This is a genomic window from Rhodococcus quanlei, assembly GCF_055231015.1.
Window position 1 is genome coordinate 25,737 of sequence record NZ_JBUYWD010000027.1, and the last position, 22,102, is coordinate 47,838.

At 63.7% G+C, this 22,102-nt stretch carries 20 protein-coding genes and 1 tRNA gene; 9 read left to right on the forward strand and 12 right to left on the reverse strand.

Going from position 1 to position 22,102, the window contains the following annotated elements:
* Positions 1–27: 27 nt before the first annotated feature.
* On the reverse strand, positions 28–1,263 hold the full coding sequence (locus tag ACZI8Q_RS18905) for an aminotransferase class V-fold PLP-dependent enzyme (protein WP_463375112.1): 1,236 nt from the start codon (positions 1,261–1,263) through the stop codon (positions 28–30).
* Positions 1,264–1,458: 195 nt separating this feature from the next.
* Here ACZI8Q_RS18905 and egtA point away from each other — a divergent pair, with 195 nt between their 5' ends.
* The 5 genes from egtA (at position 1,459) to ACZI8Q_RS18930 (ending at position 7,025) form a co-directional block, all read left to right on the forward strand.
* A complete protein-coding gene (gene egtA / locus ACZI8Q_RS18910; protein ID WP_463375113.1) occupies positions 1,459–2,694 on the forward strand; it encodes an ergothioneine biosynthesis glutamate--cysteine ligase EgtA in 1,236 nt (411 codons plus the stop codon).
* Positions 2,687–3,994: an ergothioneine biosynthesis protein EgtB gene (gene egtB / locus ACZI8Q_RS18915; RefSeq protein WP_463375114.1), complete on the forward strand. Its 1,308-nt coding sequence runs from the start codon at positions 2,687–2,689 to the stop codon at positions 3,992–3,994. The genes egtA and egtB overlap by 8 nt, the downstream gene beginning before the upstream one ends.
* Before the next feature lies 1 nt (position 3,995).
* Complete coding sequence (egtC, locus tag ACZI8Q_RS18920) at positions 3,996–4,727, forward strand: ergothioneine biosynthesis protein EgtC (RefSeq protein WP_463375115.1); 732 nt, start codon at positions 3,996–3,998, stop codon at positions 4,725–4,727.
* A 28-nt stretch (positions 4,728–4,755) separates the two neighbouring features.
* Complete coding sequence (gene egtD, locus ACZI8Q_RS18925; protein ID WP_463375116.1) at positions 4,756–5,727, forward strand: L-histidine N(alpha)-methyltransferase; 972 nt, start codon at positions 4,756–4,758, stop codon at positions 5,725–5,727.
* Between the two features lie 98 nt (positions 5,728–5,825).
* On the forward strand, positions 5,826–7,025 hold the full coding sequence (locus tag ACZI8Q_RS18930) for a PQQ-dependent sugar dehydrogenase (protein ID WP_463375117.1): 1,200 nt from the start codon (positions 5,826–5,828) through the stop codon (positions 7,023–7,025).
* 14 nt (positions 7,026–7,039) lie between these two features.
* Here ACZI8Q_RS18930 and ACZI8Q_RS18935 read toward each other — a convergent pair whose 3' ends face one another.
* The 3 genes from ACZI8Q_RS18935 to ACZI8Q_RS18945 all read right to left on the reverse strand — a co-directional run bounded on the left by ACZI8Q_RS18935 (position 7,040) and on the right by ACZI8Q_RS18945 (position 10,445).
* On the reverse strand, positions 7,040–7,924 hold the full coding sequence (locus ACZI8Q_RS18935; RefSeq protein ID WP_463375118.1) for a cyclase family protein: 885 nt from the start codon (positions 7,922–7,924) through the stop codon (positions 7,040–7,042).
* 30 nt (positions 7,925–7,954) lie between these two features.
* Entirely contained in the window at positions 7,955–8,941 is a 987-nt protein-coding gene (locus ACZI8Q_RS18940) for a hypothetical protein (protein ID WP_463375119.1), read from the reverse strand.
* 415 nt (positions 8,942–9,356) lie between these two features.
* On the reverse strand, positions 9,357–10,445 hold the full coding sequence (locus ACZI8Q_RS18945; protein ID WP_463375120.1) for an FAD-dependent monooxygenase: 1,089 nt from the start codon (positions 10,443–10,445) through the stop codon (positions 9,357–9,359).
* A gap of 191 nt (positions 10,446–10,636) precedes the next feature.
* Here ACZI8Q_RS18945 and ACZI8Q_RS18950 point away from each other — a divergent pair, with 191 nt between their 5' ends.
* Together ACZI8Q_RS18950 and ACZI8Q_RS18955 are read left to right on the forward strand one after the other, a co-directional pair.
* Entirely contained in the window at positions 10,637–11,047 is a 411-nt protein-coding gene (locus ACZI8Q_RS18950) for a DUF2628 domain-containing protein (protein ID WP_463375121.1), read from the forward strand.
* Positions 11,048–11,078: 31 nt separating this feature from the next.
* A complete protein-coding gene (locus ACZI8Q_RS18955) occupies positions 11,079–12,143 on the forward strand; it encodes a hypothetical protein (protein ID WP_463375122.1) in 1,065 nt (354 codons plus the stop codon).
* A 63-nt stretch (positions 12,144–12,206) separates the two neighbouring features.
* Here ACZI8Q_RS18955 and ACZI8Q_RS18960 read toward each other — a convergent pair whose 3' ends face one another.
* The 8 genes from ACZI8Q_RS18960 to ACZI8Q_RS18995 form a co-directional block, all read right to left on the reverse strand.
* Positions 12,207–13,010 (reverse strand): hypothetical protein, encoded by an 804-nt coding sequence (locus ACZI8Q_RS18960; protein WP_463375123.1) that lies wholly within the window; start codon positions 13,008–13,010, stop codon positions 12,207–12,209.
* A 41-nt stretch (positions 13,011–13,051) separates the two neighbouring features.
* On the reverse strand, positions 13,052–13,867 hold the full coding sequence (locus ACZI8Q_RS18965) for a hypothetical protein (RefSeq protein WP_463375124.1): 816 nt from the start codon (positions 13,865–13,867) through the stop codon (positions 13,052–13,054).
* 111 nt (positions 13,868–13,978) lie between these two features.
* Positions 13,979–16,288 carry a TPR repeat domain-containing protein gene (locus ACZI8Q_RS18970; protein ID WP_463375125.1) on the reverse strand — a complete coding sequence of 770 codons (2,310 nt, stop codon included), beginning with the start codon at positions 16,286–16,288 and terminating at the stop codon, positions 13,979–13,981.
* The gene (locus ACZI8Q_RS18975) at positions 16,285–16,515 is read right to left on the reverse strand and encodes a hypothetical protein (RefSeq protein WP_463375126.1); all 231 of its coding nucleotides are present in this window, start codon (positions 16,513–16,515) and stop codon (positions 16,285–16,287) included. Before ACZI8Q_RS18975 ends, ACZI8Q_RS18970 begins: the two co-directional genes overlap by 4 nt.
* A gap of 106 nt (positions 16,516–16,621) precedes the next feature.
* Positions 16,622–17,296: a hypothetical protein gene (locus ACZI8Q_RS18980; RefSeq protein ID WP_463375127.1), complete on the reverse strand. Its 675-nt coding sequence runs from the start codon at positions 17,294–17,296 to the stop codon at positions 16,622–16,624.
* A gap of 213 nt (positions 17,297–17,509) precedes the next feature.
* On the reverse strand, positions 17,510–18,490 hold the full coding sequence (locus ACZI8Q_RS18985; RefSeq protein WP_463375128.1) for a ribose-phosphate diphosphokinase: 981 nt from the start codon (positions 18,488–18,490) through the stop codon (positions 17,510–17,512).
* A complete protein-coding gene (gene glmU / locus ACZI8Q_RS18990) occupies positions 18,487–19,962 on the reverse strand; it encodes a bifunctional UDP-N-acetylglucosamine diphosphorylase/glucosamine-1-phosphate N-acetyltransferase GlmU (protein ID WP_463375129.1) in 1,476 nt (491 codons plus the stop codon). The genes ACZI8Q_RS18985 and glmU overlap by 4 nt, the downstream gene beginning before the upstream one ends.
* Positions 19,963–20,024: 62 nt before the next feature.
* Positions 20,025–20,095 (reverse strand) — tRNA-Gln (locus ACZI8Q_RS18995).
* A 213-nt stretch (positions 20,096–20,308) separates the two neighbouring features.
* On the opposite strand from ACZI8Q_RS18995, the gene ACZI8Q_RS19000 reads away from it, so the two are divergent.
* The gene (locus tag ACZI8Q_RS19000; protein ID WP_463375167.1) at positions 20,309–20,908 is read left to right on the forward strand and encodes a TetR family transcriptional regulator; all 600 of its coding nucleotides are present in this window, start codon (positions 20,309–20,311) and stop codon (positions 20,906–20,908) included.
* A gap of 95 nt (positions 20,909–21,003) precedes the next feature.
* Entirely contained in the window at positions 21,004–22,089 is a 1,086-nt protein-coding gene (locus ACZI8Q_RS19005) for an acyl-CoA dehydrogenase family protein (protein ID WP_463375130.1), read from the forward strand.
* The last annotated feature ends 13 nt before the right edge of the window (positions 22,090–22,102 follow it).

The following is a 22,102-nucleotide window of genomic DNA, read 5'->3' on the forward strand; positions in this document are numbered from 1 at the left end:
TTTCTGGGCGGGGCAGGGTGACCAAAACTATAACGTGTTACAACCCCCTCTGTGAGTGGTTGTGGTGTGGGTGGGGGGGGCAAACACACACAACGGGGGGGGGGGGCGGTCGGGCCCCGCGGCGTCGAGGTCCGAGTACGAGGTGAAGTAATGCGGTGACGCACGCACGACGGAAACCAGGTCGCGGCCGGTCATGTCGAGCAGTGTCGACCCGCGGGGGCTCGCGGTCACGGTGACGTTGCTGTGTGACAGAGCGGTACGCACGCTTCCGGAGTCACACCCGTCGACGGTGAAGGTGACGATCCCGCAACGCTGTTCACCGAGGTCACGAACGGTGACACTGCGAATTCGGGCAAGTTCGTCGCGCAGGTACTGCGCCCGCTCCGACACCTGCTCCTCGGCCGTGGCAACACCCAGTTCGAGCAGATAGTCGACTGCCGAGCCCAGTCCGAGCCGGCCTGCGATGTCGCATTCCCAGAACTCGAAGCGTGATGCGTCCGGGGCCATCGCGAAGTCGGTCGGTGCCGTCCAGTCGGCGCCGTGCAGGTCCAGCGCGCGTGGTTCGAGGGACTCGGCGAGGCCGCTGCGAAGCGCAAGAAAGCCCGTTCCACGCGGCCCGCGCAGCCATTTGCGGCCGGTTGCGGACAGGGCGTCGACGCCGAGTTCGTTCACGTCGATGGCAATCTGCCCGACCGACTGGCACGCGTCGAGCAGGACCAACCCACCCACCCGGTGGACCATGTCGGCAGCCTCGCGCACCGGATTGACCAAGCCGCCGTTCGTGGGCACATGCACCAACGACACAATCCGCACGCGTTCGTCGAGCATCGCCTCCAGTGCGCCCAGGTCGAGTTGTCCGTAGGCGTCGCTCGGAATCACGTCCACCACCGCGCCCACCCGACGTGCGCGTTGGAGCGCCGCGATCGCGTTGCTCGCGTACTCGACTTCCGAAATCAGCACTCGGTCACCGGCTTGCAGCGGAATCGCCTGGAAGAAGTCGTTCCATGCGCGCGTGGCGCTGTCGCAAAGGGCGACGTCCGATTCCGTGCATCCGATCAGGGAACCGATCGACGCCTTCACCGCGGCGAGGTCATCGGCACGTTCGGCCGCGGCGATGTATCCGCCGACCTCGGCTTCGCGACGCAGGTGCGCGATCACGCTGTCCGTCACCGCGGTGGGGGGTAGCGACGACCCCGCACTGTCGAGAAAGACCTTGTCTGTGCACCCGGGGGTGTCGAGTCGGTACCGCTCGAGGTCGAACATGTGGCGTCCTTCCTGACTGCGGCCCCGACCGATGTCACACCCGTTCAGCTCATACGAACCGGTGTGACATCGGTCGGGGGTGAGGGTGATGGGTCCACGGTAACCAGCGACATGCGTGCGTGTATGCGTGCGTCCGGCGGCGCAGCGTTCTATGGTCGGTAATGAAGCTCGGCGTCACCCGGAACGGGAGGTCGAATGGCTACTGCAGTGCAAACGTTCGAGTTCGATTCGTTCGAAGACGACAGTCTTCCGTCACGACCTGCGGCGGAGGCGTACCTCGAAGGTGTCTGCTTCGACGTGCGTCCACCTCAGTTGCTCGGCGCCGAACTGGAGTGGATGTCCGCCCGCAGGTCCGACGGCGAACGACCCGACCTGATGGCCGTCGCCGCCGCGCTCGGTTCGCATTCCCCCAAGACGATCAACCCGTGGTCGCCAGGGGAGCCGCTACCGGCGGGCAGCTTCGTCACCGTCGAACCGGGCGGTCAGGTGGAGTTGTCCAGTGCGCCTCGGCGGTCTGCCCGCGAACTGTGCGACGACCTCGCAGCCGACCACCGCGTGTTGTGCGAGCTGTTGGCGGCACATTCGATCACCCTCCACCCCGTAGCGGCGGACGCGAATCGGCCGGCCGAACGACTCCTGCAGTCGCCGCGGTACTACGCAATGGAATCACGGTTCGGCGGAATCGGCCCGTACGGCAAGCTGATGATGTGCAACACCGCTGCGACGCAAGTGAGTGTCGATGCCGGTGGTGACGCCGATGCCGTCGAGGACCGGTGGACGTTGCTGCACGATATCGGCCCGGCGTTCGTCGCTGCGTTTGCGTGCTCACCGCACTTGTGCGGCGTGCCCGAGGGGGCGTGGGCGTCGCAGCGTATGCGGACATGGCTCGAGCTCGATTCGCCGCGTACCGCTGTCGTCGAACATGCCGGCGATTACACGGCATGGACCTTGGACGTGCCGTTGATGTGTATCCGTACCGGTGATGCGGACTGGACGGCGCCGTCAGGTGCGACGTTCGGTGACTGGATCGACGGTCGTCTGGACGACGAGGTCGGTCGCCTCCCCACGTATGCGGATCTCGACTATCACCTCACCACCCTCTTTCCGCCCGTGCGTGCCACGGGGCACCTCGAGGTGCGTTACGTTGATGCGCAGCCGGGTGATCTGTGGCGGGTTCCGATCGCGGCCTTCGATGCATTGTTGTCGGGTCCGGGCGCGATGTCCGAGGCCCGCGGTGCGGCACGTGCGACCGCCGGACGTTGGCGAGATGCGGCGGAGTTCGGCCTTGCGGATCTTGACTTGCGTTCGGCGGCAACGGCATTGCTCTCCCTGGCTGCGTCGTATTCGCCGGATCCGGAGTTCGTACGGTTGTTGGATACGGCAGCCGAGCGTTGTTGTCGGGGGCAGGCTCCGGAGCCGCCCGGTGAATGACACTCGCGAACGCATTCGCGCGGCGCTGAGTCGGGCCCGCGAGCGCACCGGAGTGCTCACGGACAGCGTGAACGATGCGGAACTCATGGCACAGCACTCACCGTTGATGAGCCCACTCGTCTGGGATCTCGCGCACATCGGCAATCAAGAAGACCTGTGGTTGGTCCGTGGCGTCGGCGGCCGTGCCGCAGTGCGTGGTGATCTCGACGACCTCTACGACGCGTTCCAGAACGCGCGTGCCGATCGACCTGCGCTCCCGTTGCTCGGTCCCGACGAGGCCCGGTCGTACGTACGGACGGTTCGCGAGCACACCTGGGAAGTACTCGACGCCAGTACGTTGAGCGGCAACCCCCTCGAAGAACGGGGGTTCGCCTTCGGAATGATCGCCCAGCACGAGCAGCAGCATGCCGAAACGATGCTGGCCACTCATCAACTACGAATCGGTGACCCTGTTCTGTCCGCACCGCATGCACCCCGTATCGGTGCAACGGTCTTGGACGACGAAGTGGTGATTCCGGGCGGCGCGTTCACGATGGGCACTTCCGGCGAACCGTGGGCGCTCGACAACGAACGCCCCGCGCACAGCGTGAACGTGCCGGCGTTCTCGATCGACACCACTCCGGTCACCAACGAACAGTTCTTGGGCTTCATGGCGGACGGTGGGTACGAGCGGCCCGAGTTCTGGAGCGAACGTGGATGGCAGCACCGACGCGAGGCGGGCCTTGTTGCACCGCAGTTCTGGGAGGACGACGGCTGCGGCACTTGGTGGCGCGACCGGTTCGGGGTCATGGAACCGTTGCACATGCAGGAACCAGTCGTCCACGTCTGTTGTTTCGAGGCGGAGGCATATGCGCGGTGGACGGGAAAGCGGTTGCCCACCGAGGCGGAATGGGAGAAGGCGGCCAGGTGGGATCCGGTATCGGGGCACTCGCGCCGATTCCCTTGGGGCGATGCCGAACCCGATGAGTCGTTGGCCAATCTGGGGCAGCGATTTCTCGGACCCGCTGTCGTCGGTTCGTATCCGACGGGAGCATCACCGTTGGGCGTGCATCAACTGATCGGTGACGTGTGGGAGTGGACATCGTCGCCGTTCGAGCCGTATCCGGGATTCATTTCCTTCCCCTACCGCGAGTACTCCGAGGTGTTCTTCGGAGGCGACTACCGAGTATTGCGTGGCGGCTCGTTCGGAACCGACTCGGTGGCGTGTCGAGGAACCTTCCGGAACTGGGACCACCCGGTGAGACGACAGATCTTTTCCGGATTTCGCTGCGTACGGGACCTAGCGGGAGACGGCCGCTGAAATGTGCCGCCACCTGGGATACATAGGTCCGTCGCGTTCGGTTCACGATGTGCTGACATCCGGTGCTCACTCGTTGTCGCGGCAATCGTGGGCGCCGAACGATATGCGTGGCGGCGGAACCATCAACGCCGACGGATTCGGTGTCGCCTGGTGGGGGCACGGTGGGCAGGGCAGATACCGCTCTGCGCAACCGATGTGGTCCGACCCGGCGGTAACCGAGACGCTACCTGGTATCAGATGCGGGGCTGTTCTCGCCGCCGTGCGGTCGGCCACCGAATCCATGCCGGTCGAGGAAAGCGCGTGTGCGCCGTTCGTCGACGGCCGATGGGCGTTCAGTCACAACGGTGTGGTCAGGGGATGGCCGGATTCGTTCGAGAAGTGGGCGCAGCAATTGCCCGTGCGGGACCTGCTGAGGCTCGAAGCGCCCACCGACTCTGCCGCGCTGTGGCTGATGCTGAGACATCGGCTCCGTGAACAGGATCCGATTCTGGCGATGACGTCACTGTTGCGGGATATCGAGGAGACCGCGCCGGGTTCGAGAGTGAATGTGCTGCTCGGAGACGGACACGAAATGTGGGCGAGCACGTGGGATCACGCATTGTCCGTCCAGGTAGCCGACGACAGGGCAGTGATTGCCTCGGAACCGTACGACGACGATCCGAGCTGGCAGTCCGTCCCGGACCGGCATCTCGTGAACGCGCGCCCGGGCCACCTGATCGTTACCCCGATCTGATCGCAACGATGCAGTGAAATGGAGAACAATGAATGCTCCGACGCTCGATGTGTACCTGAAACCGAACGCCATGGCAGAAGCCCTGCGCGCCGACGTTCGTATCGGGTTTGCAGCACAACCGAAGTGGTTGCCGCCCAAGTGGTTCTACGATTCTCGGGGCAGTGAATTGTTCGAACGGATCACCACGCTGCCCGAGTACTACCCGACGCGGACCGAACGTCGGCTACTGGAGCGGTATTCCAGCGAGATCGCCGAACTGACGCAGACCGAGATCCTCGTCGAACTCGGGTCGGGTTCGTCGGAGAAGACCAAACGCCTGCTGACTGCCGGTGTCGAACACGGGACCTTGCATACGTATGTTCCCCAAGACGTTTCGATCAGTGCACTCGAAGGCGCAACCGAACACATCGCCGAAGTCTTTCCCTCCCTCACCGTCCACGGCGTGGTCAGTGACTTCACAGAGTCGCTGCGTCATCTCCCCGGAGACGGCCGCCGCACTGTCGTCTTTCTCGGGGGCACCTTGGGCAATATGGTGGCCGACGAGCGTGCGGAGTTTCTGTCCGGTATCGCGGACGTGTTGTCGGTGGGGGAGTATCTCGTGCTCGGTGTCGGCCTGGTGACCGACGCGGACGTGCTCGTGCGCGCCTACGACGATTCGGCCGGGGTGACCGCCGAATTCAACAAGAACGTTCTCCGCGTACTCAACGACAGCCTGGGTGCGGACTTTCCGATCGACGAATTCCGGCACGTCGCGCTGTGGGATGCGGCGAACGCCTGGATAGAGATGCGACTCGAGGCGACGCGGGACCTCGAGGTGCAGGTAGCCGATCTCGACATGTCGGTGTCCTTCGCAGCAGGGGAACAAGTGCGTACGGAGATCTCCGCCAAGTTCACGATCGACGGAATCGAGGCGGAACTGGCGAACGCAGGCTTTGCGATGCAACGCAGTTGGGTGGACCCGGATAAGCGATTCGCATTGGTGTCGGCAGTGCTGTCGTAGTGGTTCGTCGTGATACAGCGCAATCGCCGCGCGGGTGCCGAAATATCCCTTATAGTCTCTCGGAGACTGCACCGCTCAGACGATCCTCGGAGAACTGTATGCGTCGTAATCTTGCCGTAGTCGCGTTCGCAACCAGTGTGTTGGTGACATTGCCGTTCGGTCAGGCATGTGCCGACCCGCTTCCTTTCGATACCGGAAGCATCGATACAGGAAGTCTCGAGCAGGACACCGATGACGGTCCACCTGTCGAAGACACGCTCCCGGCGCTCGATGTGGTGCCCGTGCTCGAAGGGCTCGATCATCCGTGGGATGTTGTGCAGGCGCCGGACGGTGCCGTGCTGACGGGGCAACGTTCGGGTGGTTTCGTGGTCAAGCGCCCGGACGGAAGTGCAGGGCCACTTTCCGCCGATCTTTCCGATCTGTACGCCGAGGGCGAGACCGGCCTGATGGGCATCGCATTGGCGAACGATTTCGCGCAGTCGCGGAAATTGTTCACCTGCCAAGGATTCCAAAACGGTGACGTGAATGATATTCGGGTGGTTGAGTGGACGGTCGATCCGGGATGGACGACACTCACGCGTGGGGAGACGGTGATCGAGGGAATCCCGGTCAGTGATACCGGCAGGCATGGCGGATGCCGGATTCTCGTGGCCGACGACGGCACACTGTTCATCGGAACGGGAGACACTGCCTCGCCCACGGTCCCGCAGGATCCGAACTCGCTCGGCGGCAAGACGTTGCACATCAACCCCGATGGGTCGCCCGCCACGGGAAACCCACGCACCGACAGCGCTGTCTACACCCTGGGGCATCGGAATGTGCAGGGCCTCGCGCAGCATCCGGAAACCGGCGGGATTTATGCGATCGAACAGGGCACGAGTCGTGACGACGAGGTGAACCTTCTGGTCGCGGGCGGCAATTACGGTTACAGGCCGGACCGCATTCCGTTCATCTACGACGAGTCGGTTCCGATGACCGATCCAGTTCGGGTTCCCGGTGCGCTGGAGGCTGTGTGGAGTTCGGGCAGCCCGACGTTGGCCACAGCCAGCGGTGCGTTCGTCGACGGTGCGGAATGGGGGCCGTGGGACGGCGCGTTGGTGATCGGTGGGCTCAAGAGTCGGCAGCTCCTGTTCCTGCGTCTGTCGGACGACGGACAGGCAGCGACGGCGCAGACGACTGGCTTGAAGAATCAGTACGGGCGTATTCGGTCGGTTACGCCCACACCTGATGGTTCGGTACTGATCACGACGGACAACGGCGAGACGGACCAGGTGCTGCGCGTATCGCCTCGGCCGTGATGCGCCGGCTGGGTTCAGAACAAGGCAAGTACACGGGCCGGACCACCCGAGCCGCCGGCGTGGGTGGGCGCCCCGACCATCACGGTGGCACCGGACGCAGGGATTCGGGACAGGTTCGCCAAGACTTCGATCCCGTACTTGCCTGCGCCGAGTGCGGCCAGGTGGGCGCCGTAGGTGGTGCTGCGACCGGCGTCGATGCTCAACGTGTCCGAGCCGATCGCCACGATGTCGCGTTCGTTGACGAGGAAGTCGACGGCGTCCGGGTCGAACCCCGGCGTGTGCTGGATGCCCAAGGAGTCCTGGTTGGTGAATGCGCCCGGGGTGGCCACACGGGTATCCCATCCCGAGTTCATGGCGACGATGCAGCGAGCAGGTAGGCGTCCGTGCTGGTTCTCCCAGTCGAGGATGTCGGTTCGGGTGAGCAATGCGTCGTTGTCCGTGGCTGCGCGGGCACTGATGTCGACAACTGCGATCGGTGCGATGAGGTCGGCCGCTGGGATCTGTTCGACGGTGATGCCGTGTTCGGCGGCGTGTGCGGGCGCATCGACGTGGGTGCCGGTGTGCTCTTCCAGTCGGAGTTCGTTGAGGTAGAAGGCGCTACCGCCGAGGGGGCCCAAGGATCCGGTGGAGCCGTTTCCCGCGGTTATGGAGGCCACGGTGCGCATTTCGAACGGACTGGATCCAGGCCACACAGGGAACTGCGGCGTCAGGACGTGCGTGAGATCGACGATCGAACTCGCGTCGGCCGGGGAGGCGGACGCCTTCGCCGCAAGGGTAGGTGCCAGCGCGACGGTGATTGCGGCACCACCGAGGACGCCGAACAGTGAGCGACGGTTGACGCGGCGACCACTGCGTCCGATGCGCTCGTACACGTCGGACATGATCCTGGGCGAGCACACAGCTCCCGCTCCTTCGCTCGATTCTGCCGGTCACACGCTGTTCGCGTGTGCCCCTTCCCACCGCTCCGCCAGCATGTCGCACCTTTTGCCCTGTTTGCGAAGCCATTCGATCCGGGCCGTGCGATCGTGCGTTCCGATCACCGCATCGACGAGAGCGAGAGTGTTCTTGGTGGTGCGCCCACCGGTCAGCAGGTACAGATGTATGGCATCTCGCCGGGCGGGCGGGGCATCCCATGCTTTGATCGCCAGGGACACCCGTGCGGCGCCGCCGGGGCTGGCGACGTGCGACACCAGGCCCAGTGCCAATTCCTCCGGGCACACCGGGTGCAGGGCGATTTCGAGGAGTCGTGGGAAATGGTGCCGTGGCATCGCCGACCGCATGTAGCGTGCACTCTCCGCATCGGCCAACTTCTGGAAGACGTTGTCCGGAAGGGTGGATCGTTGCAGGAGGACCGATGCGGTCCGTTCGTCGGAGGCGACTCCGAGGAGAACTTCCTCCGGGCAGTGCGGATTGCACAATGCCGCGTCCTGAACGGCGCTGTTCGGGTACTCGGTCGCGATCCATCCGATGAGGACCGAGTCGGTCCCGCGCCTGGCTGTGGTCATGGCGGCGCGGTACTCGAGCGTGTGATCGAGGCCGTATCGCACCGTCGGGTGGAGTGGTAGTTGCTCGACGGTGAAGTGCCGACACGTCCCGGTCTTCATTGCTGCGCTGGTGATTCGCTCCGAATGCGCGACGGCCAGTGCGAACTCGGCGCTTATCCAGGTCGATTCGCTCGAAGGCAGGATGCGTTGGAGGACCTGGCCCAAGGTGTTCCGGATTCGTTCGGCACTCCATCGTGCATCGCACACGGTGGTGTCGTAGGTGCCGTCCTTGCTTGCGGATACCTCTATCAGTTCGTCGGAGATCGCGGTTGCGGTGATGTGTGCACCGTGGAGGTCGGTGTGCGCACGGCCGTCCGTGTCCGGACCGTCGAACCCGAGCTTCAAGTACGGGTGCAGCCAAGTGTCGGTCATACGGCAACTCCCATCCGCGCAGCGACGAGGCGCTGTTGTCGGCAATCTCGACTCGGCTTCGGTCGGGACACCAGCCTCGTAGTTGCGACTAATCGCGGCCACCGATTGTGTCGGCGGTCTTGTTCAGGGTGTGGCCGGGACGACCAGGCACCCAGGTGAAGCGTACCGCTCGGTCGGCAGTGCGGGTACGAATCGAAACCGGAAGTGCGGAAACCGATGTCGACAGGTTGGTGCCCTGATCCCGGAAGGTGGATTTGCTCTCGTATCGCTGTGATCGTCATTCTTTCTGGGGATCGAGTTCCGGATGGAATGTCTTCAGGTAGCGGCTGCGTGCGGCCGCATACCTCGACCAGCTTTTGATTGCCAGCTGATAGCTGTGTTGTGGCAGTAGATGAAATACGGCATCGTTGTGCGTTCACATCATGTGACTTGTCTCGAAATTCGACCCCAAGCGCCGCAGAAAAACGTCGGAAGGAATCGCTTGGAGGACGAAATCCCGGGCCGCGGTGCCGACAGCGCTGCGGGGCAGTATCGCCCTGGACGCCTGTCTGGCGAGTTTTTGCAACCGGTGCGTTCGCGTGGTGCGTAGCTGGTCGTAGACCGCCAAGTCCTCGGCGTGGGTGCCGAGGGCAACCGCGTCTTCGAGCGCCTGACACGCCCCCTGTCCCAGATGCGGTGCCATGGCGTGTGCTGCATCGCCGAGCAGCGCGACCTTCCCTCGCACGAAGGACGGCAAGGGCGGAAGGTCTCGAATGTCGTGAAACAGGATCTGCTCCGGATCGGCGGCCGCGATCAGCGGAGGTGCAGGATGCGGCCATTCGACGAAATCCCAGACCGAAGGCTCCACCGGTCCAGATTTCCGGCGGGACGCCGCGAACGCGTACACGCGGCCGTCTCCGAGCGGGACTATTCCGAACTCGGCACCGGGTCCGAGGATTCCCCCGCCGTCGAGAATCTGATCGTTCTCGACTATCCACCTCCACGCGCGAATCCCCGTCGGCCGTGGGCCGGGATACTCGGGAAACACGTTTTCCCTGGTGAAACTGTCGATGCCGTCGGCTCCGACGAGCAAATCGAAATCTTCCGTGCGCTCGCCGCACTGCACCCAACCGGCCTGATCCATGCCGTCGACTGTGACCCCGAGCCGTAGATCCACCGAATCCGGGAGGGCGGCGCGCAGGACGTCGATCAGATCGCCGCGGTGAATCGCAACGAGGTCTCCGTACATGTCGTGGAATCGCTGGCGACTCGTGGACAGCAGCCACTTCCCGGTGTGGTTGCGTAAACCTCCGAATCCGCCCGACACGGCCCTGCTGCGAATCGCGTCACCGATTCCGAGGTGGTCGAGGGCGGTAACTGCATTCGGCCACAGGGTGACCCCGACCCCCACCTCGGTCAGTTCCGGTGCCCGTTCGAAAACAGTCACCGACCAACCTGCCTGGTCGAGTGCGATCGCGGTGGCCAGACCGCCTATGCCGCCCCCGACAATTCCCGCACGCTTCATAACTCCGCCCCCTCCGAGGTCCTGAGATAGCTGTGGACTGCTGAGATTATGGACTGCCGAGATTCTGTGTGATGCACGGGTAGTTCTACTACGTCTCGGTGCCGGATGTTCACCCGAGCCCGGATGCATTCACGGTGAGTCGGACGAAACGGGTACGGTATGACTTTCGATCGACGATCTCGGGGGGATTCATGGTGCACGACGACGTGCGGACCACCACGGCGGCGGGGCGCACGCTGAGCGGCAAGTGGCAATTCAGGTTCGACTTCTTCGACGCGTATGGGATTCCTGGGTGGATGAAGCCCACTCCGGAGTATGCCGCCGCGTTCAGAGCGCTGTCGTTCCGCGACCGTATGAAGATCACGACCAATTTTTGTGCCGTCTTCTTCAACGTCTTCTACCTGCTGTACCTCGGGCTGTGGCGCAAGGCGATCACCGTTTTCGCCGTGGGAGTTGCTCTGGGTGTGGTCAGCGTTGCACTGAACCTCCCCGGAGCTCTCGACATGGGCATCAGTGTGGGGTGGTGGATCTTCGTCGGGCAGCGCACCAACATCTACTACTACGAACATGTGGCGAAGGGTCGGCGGACCTGGGGTCTTTGAGACCAGGCTGCGAGGTTGTGAGGGTATATCCATGGATTCCGAAGCACGCGAGAAGTTGCTGCACGCCGACGTGCCCACGGTCGAGAAGGAACTGTCCGGTGCGTTGAACCGTCTGGTGGCGGTCTACCGAGATGCGCAGGCGCGGATGGATCCGGATACACCTGCCTACAAGTGGTGTGACACCAAAGTCGGTGCGGTCCGCGACTACGCGTTGTCCGCGCCGGGCCGACGCGAATGGATCATCGCCACCATCGAGATGGCGGAGCTCGAAGAGAAGCTGGCGCCGTCCCTCGTCGAACAATTGGCGACGACATATGGGTTCGCCGAGGCGGAGCCGGAACCCATACCGGCCGAGCCCGAGCCCGAGGCTCCACAGTCTGCTGAACCCGCTACTCAGGCGCCCACTGCGCCGGCCGGAGCGTCTGCGCCCGATCCGATGGCACGACTGGCCGAGCTGGCAAGACTGGCGGAGGCGGCCAGGGTGGCAAAACTGGCCGAGTCCGGTCAGGAGGTGGAGCAGACGATGGTTATGGAGCGGGTAACTGTTGGCGCCGGGGAGACCGAGCCTGCCCCGCTGACGGAACCGGACGAGCGGGAAGAGTCTGCCGATGAGACGACTCGCGATTCGCTGTTCGTCGTGGTGACGCGTTCGGAGGTCGAGGCGGGCGACACCGAGCGTGTTCTGTCATTGCTGAACGCTCTCACGGACAACCCCGAGATCGCCCGACGCGCACAAGGCACGGTGGACCTGCGATTCGACGGCTACGACGACGAACCCGACGAGCTGTTCGAGATAGATGACATCCGTGACTATGTCGGGAAACTCGATGACGGATTTCCGTACTGGTTGTTCTTCGGGGACACCCGCAAGATGTCTCTGCAGACCATCACGCAGTGTTTCCTGCCGAAGTTCCTCACGATGGACGAGCAGCTCGAGCAGATTCCTCGCGAGCTCAACGAGCTGCTGACCACCCGGTGGATCCCCGCGCTCGACTACATTGCCGAGTTCGCGGGCTTCACGCCCGGTGAGCGGGCGGCTCTTCACGAGACGGCGCTCGTCTACTACACGAAAGTTCCTGCGCAGCTGCAGGCTTGAATCGTTCCTGTCGCTGGTCGGTCCCGGAGTCGCAACTGGATTGCCTTGGTCATCTACTTCGGGTCACCAACCGGGGAAGGATGGCTCCGGTTCGGGAACCTTTTCGGGTGGGATGAGTGGGTCATTGAGGTCTTGTACTTTTGAGGTGCGTTCGGGGTGTCGTGCGAAGAACCAATCTTCGCACTGTTGTTCGGTGTCGAGGCTGACGCCGAATTCGGTTACTTCCCAGCCGGCGAAGGCGTCGTAGTTGGGGGCGCGCCGTGGTTTGCTCGGGGGTGCCGTGGGTGAATCGGTGCTCGTCGGTGAGGGGTTGGTGGGATTTTCTGTGCGGGGTCGCAGCCGGACGGCGAAACTTCGCAAGCTACCGAGTTCGTGGTCGAATCGGTTTCCGGAATCGATCGAGAAGGGTGCGCTGGAAATATCGACGCAGTAGGGGATCAGATTTTCGTTGCCTTTGGGTATGACGTCGAGGATGCGGGCGTGGATTGTTCCGGTGCGGCGCCAGTTGCCTTCGAACCGGCCTTCGGGCTCGTAGAAGTAGTCCGACGTCTGCCACATTTTGGTGCTCCAGCTGTCGACGTAGCCGGGGAAGGATGCTGCGTTGCCGACAGATTGACTCAAACGGTAGGCCTCTTCGACGGCTCTGGCGACTGATGCAGGCGGGGCGAGCAGGTTGATTCCGGGTGGTGCTTCCCATTGGTACGTGTAGTTGCCTGCGGCGTCTGTGGGGAACCGGTAGCCGGCCGGTGCCACCTGGGTGGGTTCGGGCGTGGGCGCCGGTTCGGTGGGTGGTTCGGATGCGCAGCCTGCGAAGGTCAGCACGAGGACGGCGGCAAGTGACGCCGACAGTGTGCGTGGGGATTTCACGGTTCGTGGCCGGTCAGAGTTCTGTGTGTTGGTGGTGTGCCTCATGCGCCGTTGCGGTGTTCCCATCCGGGGAACGGGGGTTGTGGTTCGGGGACCTTCCCAGGTGGGATGAGTCGGTCGAGGTCTACAACTGTCGAGGTGCGTTCGGGGTGTCGTGCGAAGAACCAGTCTTTGCACGCTTGTTCGTCGCGTCCTTTAACGCCGAAGTCTGTTACCTCCCAGCCGGCGAAGGCGTCGTAGTTGGGGGCGCGCCGGGGCTCCTGTAGAGGTGTCGTGGGAATCGGGTTGGTGGGCTTGTCCGTGCGCGGCGACAGGCGGACCGCAAGGCTCACCAGCTGCACGCGTTCGTAACCGAACCGATCACCGGCGTCGATCGAAAATGGAGCACCGGAAATATCGGCACAGTAGGGGATCAGGATCTCGTCGCCTTCGGGTATGACGTCGAGGATGCGGGCGTGAACTGTTCCGGTGCGGCGCCAGTTGCCCTCGAACCGGCCTCCGGGTTCATAGAAGAGGTGCGATCTTTCCAGCAGTTGCGGGGTCCAGCTGTCCACGTAGCCGGGGAAGGATGCGGCGTTGCCGACGGATTGGCTCAGTCGGTAGGCCTCTTCGACTGCTCGGGTCACCGATGCGGGTGGGGCGAGCAGGTTGATGCCGGGTGCTGCTTCCCATTGGTACGTGTAGTCGCCTGCTGCGTCCGTGGGGAACCGATAGTCGGCTGGAGTCGCCGGGGTCGACTCCTGTGTGGGAATGCGTTCGGTGGCTTCAGGTTCTGGTTCGGATGCACAGCTGGCCGACACCAGAACGAGGACGGCGGCAACGAATACGGAACGAAGCCCATGCCTAATGCGCGTCATCGATCGCCCTCACCATGAATCAGATCCTCGTACGTTTCCGAGGAGTTCACTTCGAAATGCGGTACCCCAGGATCTCCGCTACCGTTCATACCGGCACTAACTTGGCTGTCATTACCTAACCATGTCGTAGCCTTGCTGTTCGAGCAGTTCGTAAACGTCGGTTCTGGTCATGCCCATATCCAGGTCACCCGCCACGTTGCGCTCGTTGATCTCGGAGAATGACATCACGCGCGGTACGCCGTCGGCAGTGCGGGTCGTAACACTATCGGGGAGTTGATCGGCCGTGATTCCCGATTCCGTTGCGATGAGGAGATATTGACGGAGGAGTGTGCCGTCTTCCGTGGACGACGCCTGTGGTCTGTCCACGTAGGTGCCGTCCGGTACGGCGTCCGCCTCGCCGTATCCGAAGAGGTGAGTAGTGGCGTCGGCGAGCGTGCCTGCAAACTTGCCGACCCCGGGCACCAGTCCTGCGGCATCCTTGCCCAAGTTGACGTAGCTGGCGCGCTCGGCCTTCTCGATCGCGGCCGATTCGTCTTCGAACGTTTGCGCGCTCATTTGTGCCGTCTCGAAACCAGATACGAGGTTCGCCTGCAAGCGACCATTGGTTTCCGCCAGTGATACATACGTATTGTCGTCGGGTCCCAGCTGTCCGACGGCGATGGCATTCTGATCCTGCTGCATGTGGACTGCGGCGGCCAGTTGTCCGGCGGCCGTCTCGTCGGTGGAGACGAGTCCCATGTATCGAATGGCGTCTCCCTGGGAGATCGGCACGATTCCGTGGTTGCCGGAGGTGACGTGCGGCATCCCGCCGAGGTCGTTCAAGTATGGGGTGGCAGCCCGCACCAACTGTTGCGCAACTTCGGGGTTTCGTTCACCCAATGACTGGCCATCGTGACTCAACAGATCGGCGAAATTGTTTTTACCGGAGCCTGTTTCGGTTTCGGTGGTGATCTCGACCAGATCCCGGAATCCACTCGCGGCTCGCTCACGGACGGCAGGGTCGTCACTGGTGGCATCGTCGGAGACGAACTCGAACAGATGGTTCACGGCCGGGCCACCGTCGGAGTCAGGCCAGTCGCGGTTGAGTAGCGTCATCATTGCGTGATCGCGGTTGTAGTCGGCGCCGAGTACCTCCGGACCGCCTTCACCGGACAAGATCGCCGCCGAAGCCTCGGTGTTGCGCGCTCCCACGTTCAAGAGGTCGTCGACGACTCCGTTGGTCTTGTCGGCGTCGAGCACGTGGATCAGCCCGTCGTGCTGCTGCAGATCAGCGACGTGCGCGGCTTGGCGGTCGAGCTCGGTCGCGAGGTACGTGCCCGGCTCGTAGGCCGGGTCGCTATCGCTCAAAAGACCACTGAACTCGGAGAGGTCGTTGAAGAAGTCGGCCTTCTCCGGTAGTTGCCCACCGATGTCCCGGCCCGGGTCGGTGTCCGGGTATGCGTCGGCATTCGCATCGGGGAGGATGTCCGGTGAACCCACCCGCGTCGATACCAGCTCCTTGATGTCCTGTGGTAGCTGCTCGTAACCACCGGGGGAGAGCAGGTTGCCGTTCTCGTCGACGCCTGTTCCGATCGATTCGTTCGACAACATGAGCACGGAGTTACCCAATGCCTGTGCGTGCGCATCACCTTCGGGTGTTCCTTGGGCGAGGAACTGCTCTCGCAGGTCGAGGAGACCGTCCTTTCCGGCTCCGTTCACCAACTCTCGCACATAATCCTGGGTGGACTGCGGTAGGTCCGTGACCACGCCGCCGTTGGCGAGGGTTTCGAGTTGGGCGCTGGTCAAGTTGGCGGCAATGAGGTCGTTGCCGATCTCGGTGAGGACCTCCTTCGGGATGGTGCCGCCGTCAGTCACGGCCTCGACCTTCTCGCCCAGCGAGCGGCCCTCCGCACCGGAGAGACCTTCGCCATCGCCCGCGTTCTTCGCGAGATCCTCCAACACTGCGTTCATCGCAGTTGCCAGCTTGGCGTCCGCCGCACGGAGGTCCGTAACGGCTTCCGTGAGGCGCGGACCCAAATATTGCGCATCGTCTTTCTGCTTCTCGAGCGCTTCCGCGGTAGGCGTGGGCAGTGCGACGAGCTGAAAGTCGTCCGAAACCTCGAAAGCATGGTTCTCGACCTCGGTGATGACGCCTCTCAGGAAATCGGCGGCACCGATGAATGCGCGCGCGTTGTCGGAGAAGGCGTCGGAAACGGTCTCGATCGACTTTCTGATACTCCCGATTTCTCGGCACTCGGCCTCCGTTCGGCCCAGCGCCGCGTCATAGGCGATCCCGGACCAGCCCGGTGACATGTCCTGCACACCATGAAGAACTCGTTCGCCGAGGTCCTTGACGGATCTCGCAAGCGTCTCCACGTCGTCACCGACGTCGTTGAGGTCCTGCACGGACCAACGGAGAAACTGCTCCTTCGACAAAATCACAGCAGATCGCCCATCTTGTCGACGCCGGTGGCGAACGTGCCGTCGGTGACTTGGTAGTTCTCTTTCGTTCCCTTTGCGAGGGTCGCCATCTCTTCCAGGCGGCCCGCCGCACTGCGCAGCGCACCGGTGATGGCCGTGGCGACATCGGAACACGCTCCCGCGGTGTCAGAGCCAGGCACGGCGAGCGCCGCATCGTTGAGCGCGGTCTCGGAGCGTATCGCTTCCAAATCCGTTGCCGCGCGGTGGTCAGCTTGCGGGCAAGTGATTCCAGGTCCTCGGGATGAACGGCAAGCACACCCTGTGCGGTGACGGGCGCGGCGGGCTGAGCCGACGTCAGTTTCCTGCAGCGATGCGCGCCTTCTCGAGTGCGGCTAGGGTACGCAGCACCGTGGCCTTCTGCTTGTCCAGGTCGCTCAGGCGGGCGCGTGCGGCCAGGCCGGCCGGTTCGCCGATCTTGGACACCTCGGCATCGATACTCGCGAGTTGATCGAGGAGTCCGGTCACGCGTGCCTCGAGCACGTTCACATCGACTCCAGCAGTGGGAGCAGGCGGCGCGGGCCGGCTCTGCTTCCGAGGAGCAGCGGCGCGTGTCGACGTGGCCCTTCCGGTGTCCGACGACGAAGGCGCTGGACTGGTGGACTCTGCCACCACGGATGCGGCGCGGGGGCGCAATGCTTTACGGACGGCGGCCGGGTCGGGCAGTTCGCTCAACCGGGTCTCGTTGAGGGCGCGGCGGGCGTCTCGGGCGCCGAGTCGGTGCTCGTACTCTTCGTCGTCGTCCGCTTGGAGAGTTCCGCCGATCGGCCGCAGTCCGTACATGCCGACGAACTTGCGTGCTTCCTCGATGATCGACTCCTGCTCGCGGCAGGCTCCGCACCGTGGTTCGTTGCGGTACATCTCGACCGACGAGTCGTCACCGCACCACACGCAGGCCCCTGGCGCCCACCTCCGAACGTTACGAATTGCGTGGATATCAGTGCCCGGAGAAAGTGTTTGCGCGTCGATCACGACGAGCCACAGTAGGGGACTGGGCGCTCTCGAACCACATCCGTGAAATTGTGACCTGGGGTTCTTCGGGGGTACGTGACCAAGATCATGGTCGGGGTGTCGGTGTGATTGCAAAAGTCATGCGGCACACACGGTTCCGGTCAGCGGGTTTGGATACGACAGTGCGCCTTCCGATGGCGAAAGCCACCGAAAGGCGCACAGCGGTCGTATGGGTCAGGCGTGCCCGTTGAACAGCGAGGTGACCGATCCGTTCTCGAAGACTTCCTTGATCGTCTGAGCCAGGAGCGGAGCGATGGACAGCACCGTCAGGGTCGGGAACTTCTTTGCCTCGTCGATCGGCAGCGTGTTGGTTACGATGACCTCGCGGGCACCGCAGTTCGCGAGGCGCTCGGCGGCCGGGTCGGACAGAACACCGTGCGTTGCGGCGATGACGACGTCGCCTGCACCGGCCTCCTTCAGGATCTTGACGGCGCCGGCGATGGTGCCGCCGGTGTCGATCATGTCGTCGATCAGGATGCAAGTGCGGCCCTCGACATCGCCGACGACGCGGTTGGACTTGACTTGGTTGGGCACCAGCGGGTCACGGGTCTTGTGGACGAATGCCAGCGGTGCACCGCCCAGGGTGTCGGCCCACTTCTCGGCGACACGCACGCGACCCGAGTCGGGGGAGACGACGGCGATGTTGTCCGTGCTGTAGTTGGCGCGGATGTAATCGGCGAGCTGCCCCTGCGCGTGCATGTGGTCGACGGGGCCGTCGAAGAAGCCCTGGATCTGGTCGGTGTGCAGATCGACCGTGATGATGCGGTCGGCACCCGCCGTCTTCAGCAGGTCGGCGATGAGGCGAGCGGAGATCGGCTCGCGTCCGCGATGCTTCTTGTCCTGACGGGCGTACGGGTAGAACGGCAGGATGGCCGTGATGCGCTTGGCGGATCCACGCTTGAGGGCGTCGATCATGACGAGCTGCTCCATCACCCACGTGTTGAGCGGTGCCGGGTGGCTCTGCAGAACGAATGCGTCCGAGCCGCGCACCGACTCCTCGAAGCGAACGAAGATCTCACCGTTCGCGAAATCACGGGCGGTCTGCGGCGTAACCCGAATGTCGAGTTCCTTCGCGACTTGCTCGGCCAGTTCCGGATGTGCGCGACCCGAGAAGAGCATGAGGTTCTTCTGATTGTCGATCCAATTCGAGGTCACTGCTCGTTGCCATCCTTTTGTTCTGCTGCTGCATTCTGTCTGCCTGCTTCCGAGGCTGCCTCGGCCGCGGGTGTACCTGGGCGGTTTCTCTCCACCCAACCTTCGATGTTGCGCTGCTTGCCGCCGGAGACTGCAAGCGCCCCAGGCGGTACGTCGTCGCGCAACACCGTGCCGGCTCCGGTGTAAGCACCGTCACCGACCTGCACCGGGGCGACGAACATGGTGTCCGACCCGGTCCTCACGTGCGACCCCACCACAGTACGGGTCTTGTTCACGCCGTCGTAGTTGACGAACACACTCGACGCGCCGATATTGCTGTACTCGCCGATTGTGGCATCACCGACGTAGGTGAGATGGGGAACTTTGGAATGCGCACCGATCTCCGCATTCTTGGTTTCCACGAACGCGCCGAGTTTGCCCGACGCGCCGAGCACTGTGCCGGGGCGCAGGTAGGTGAAGGGGCCGACCGTGGCAGACGGGCCGATGACCGCGTCGCTGCCGTGAACGCGGACGACGCTGGCCTGCTCGCCGACCGTGACGTTCCGCAGCGTCGTATCGGGGCCGATGACGGCGTCTTCCCCGATCGTGGTGGCGCCGTGCAGGTGCACGCCCGGGTGCAGGGTGACGTCGCGCGAGAGAGCCACGTCGACGTCGACCCAGGTGTTGGCAGGATCGACGACCGTGACGCCGGCGCGCATCCATTTTTCGAGGAGGCGGCGGTTGAACTCACCGGCGAGAACCGACAACTGCACACGGTCGTTGGCGCCCGCGACCAGCAATGCGTCGTCGAGCATCCGGGCTCGCACGGTTTTTCCTGCGCGGCGCGCGATGGCGATGACGTCGGTCAGGTACAGCTCGCCTTGAGCATTGTCGGAGCTCAGTTCCGACAACGCCGAGCGCAACGTGACGGCATCGAAGGCGTACACACCCGAGTTGACCTCGGTGATCGCTTTCTGTGATTCGGTGGCGTCGGCTTCCTCGGCGATGGCATTGACCTCGCCGTCGGTGGTCCGCAAGATCCGCCCGTAGCCCTTGGGATCGGGCGCAGTGGAGGTCAGGACCGTGACGCCGGCCGCAGGTGCCTCGTTGTGGGTGGACAGCAGCGCCGACAGTGTCTCGCCGTCGAGTAGGGGGACGTCGGCGGCGGTGACCAGCACCGTCCCGTCGAAGTCGTCAGGAAGTGCGGACAGGCCGCAACCGACCGCGTGCCCGGTTCCGTTCTGTTCGGCCTGGACCGCTGTGGCGACATCGCGTGCGGACTGGGCGGCGAACCGTTCGACGGCTCCGGTGACGAGTTCACGATCGTGGCCGACCACAGCGACCAGATGTGTTGGGTCGAGGGCAGCGGCGGCGTGCAACGAGTGCGACAGCATGGTGCGGCCGGCAAGGGTGTGCAGAACCTTGGGGGTTTTCGACCGCATACGAGTTCCGGCGCCTGCGGCTAGGACGACCACGGCGGTCTGCACTGGCATGGAGCTCCCTCTGGGTCGTTCAGCTTGCTCGGGTCGCACATCCGGCTCTGATGGAGAACCCGCTCCGCCGCCAGGATTCGAACCTGAACTATCTGAACCAAAATCAGAGGTGCTGCCTTTACACCACGGCGGATTACCGCTCGAACGGGTGAGACACCCATCCGCGCGTGAGAATCCTCGCACGAACACCCGTCGTAGGTCGAACCGCTCTGCAAATATGCGGTGTAGCTACGGATAGGGTGAGGATTACCAGGGGGGATACCCGGTCGATTTGGAAGGAACGGTGTCAGCAGTGTCTCGAGCAGCCCGGCAGGACGAGACCGCGCATCGGACGGTGCGGACCCGGATGACGGGAACGCAGCGTCGCCGGCAACTCATCGAAATCGGCCGATCCCTGTTCGCGGAACGTGGCTACGAGGCCGCGTCGATCGAAGAGATCGCCCAACGGGCAAACGTGTCGAAGCCGGTCGTCTACGAGCACTTCGGGGGCAAGGAAGGTCTCTATGCGGTGGTGGTCGATCGGGAGATGTCCAGGCTGCACGAGATGGTGATGTCCTCGCTGGCCGAGGGCCGATCCAGAGTTCGTCTGGAGCGAGTGGCCCTCGCACTCCTGACCTATGTGGAGCAACACACGGACGGGTTTCGGATTCTGGTCCGAGACTCACCGGTGGCCGCGTCGGAGGGGACGTACTCGAGTCTTCTGAACGAAGCGATCAATCAGGTTTCCCATCTGTTGGCCAACGATTTCTCGCGCCGGGGATTCGACCCCGAACTCGCAACCATGTATGCGCAGGCGTTGGTCGGGATGGTGTCGACCACTGCGACGTGGTGGCTGGACGTCCGTACACCGCCGAAAGAGGTGGTGGCTGCGCATCTGGTCAATCTGTCCTGGCACGGACTCACCAACCTCGAGGCGGAACCGGAATTGCGGGACGCATCCGACTGAACAGTCTTCGTTGCCCGGATTCCGGTAACGCCAGGGGCACCACGAGGCGATAACTCCCCGAACGCTGTGTCAGACATGCTCACGGGGGAGAGACTGTGACGGACTTCGATGGTCAGTCGGTCGGGTCGGCGACCCGAATGCCCGAGGTGCTCCGGGCGGTGGACGGTGTAGCGGCGATCGCGGACCGCTGGGCAGGGGAGGTGGACGCGCACTCGCGGTTTCCGCACGAGGCCGTTGCGGCGATGCGCGACCGGCAGTTGATGACCTGCGGGCTTCCCCGATTCAGGGGAGGGTACGGCTTGTCGCTGAAGGAGATCGCGGCCACGGTTCGAATACTCAGCAGTCGGTGTGCGGCTACAGGCATGATATTCGCGATCCACCAAACCCTCGCCTTGACGCTGGTTCGGCATTCCGAGGGGCCGGAGCTCGAAGCGTTTCTGGGCGAAATGCTCGAGAACCAGTATCTGCTGGCGGCCGCGACAACCGAATCCGCGAACGGCGGCGGCGTGATCGACGCGCAGTCGGGTTTCGTCGGCCTCACCAAGCACGCACGCATGATCGCCTACGCGGAATATTGCGACGCGATCCTCGCCACGGCGACACCGTCGTGGGACGCCTCGCCCGCCTCGCAGGTACTCGCGGTGTGCAGGCGTTCGAACCTCACCCTCGAACGTACCGAGTCCTGGGAGGTCATGGGCTTACGCGGAGTCCACAGCCCGAGTTACGTGGTGCGGGCGACCACGGTGCCGAAGCTGATTCTTCGTGAGCCCTACCCGTCGATCTTCGTCGAGACCGTCCGCCCGATCGCCTTCGTTCTGTGGGCGGCGGTATGTCTGGGGATCGCGGACGCCGCGGTCGAGAAGGCGTTGCGCTACGTGGCCGACGAGGGTTCCCTGATGCGACCGCCGCAGAGTGAAAGTCGGTTGCGTCTGCCTGGTGTGTTGACGCAGCGGGATATGCTCGCGAGCATCGTGGACCGCGCGGCCGATTCGTGGGATACCACCGAGCTCGAGACGCTGGCTTCGCAGTTGGCGGTCGATATCGTCGCGTCCGCTTTGACCGTCTGTGGGATGGACGGCTACCGCAGGACCGGCGCGTACACGATCGAACGGCATCTACGGGACGCTCACGGTGCCGCGCTCTTGCTGAACAGCTACCGGGCTGTCGCCGATTCGGTGTAGGGGTCCGGGCGCA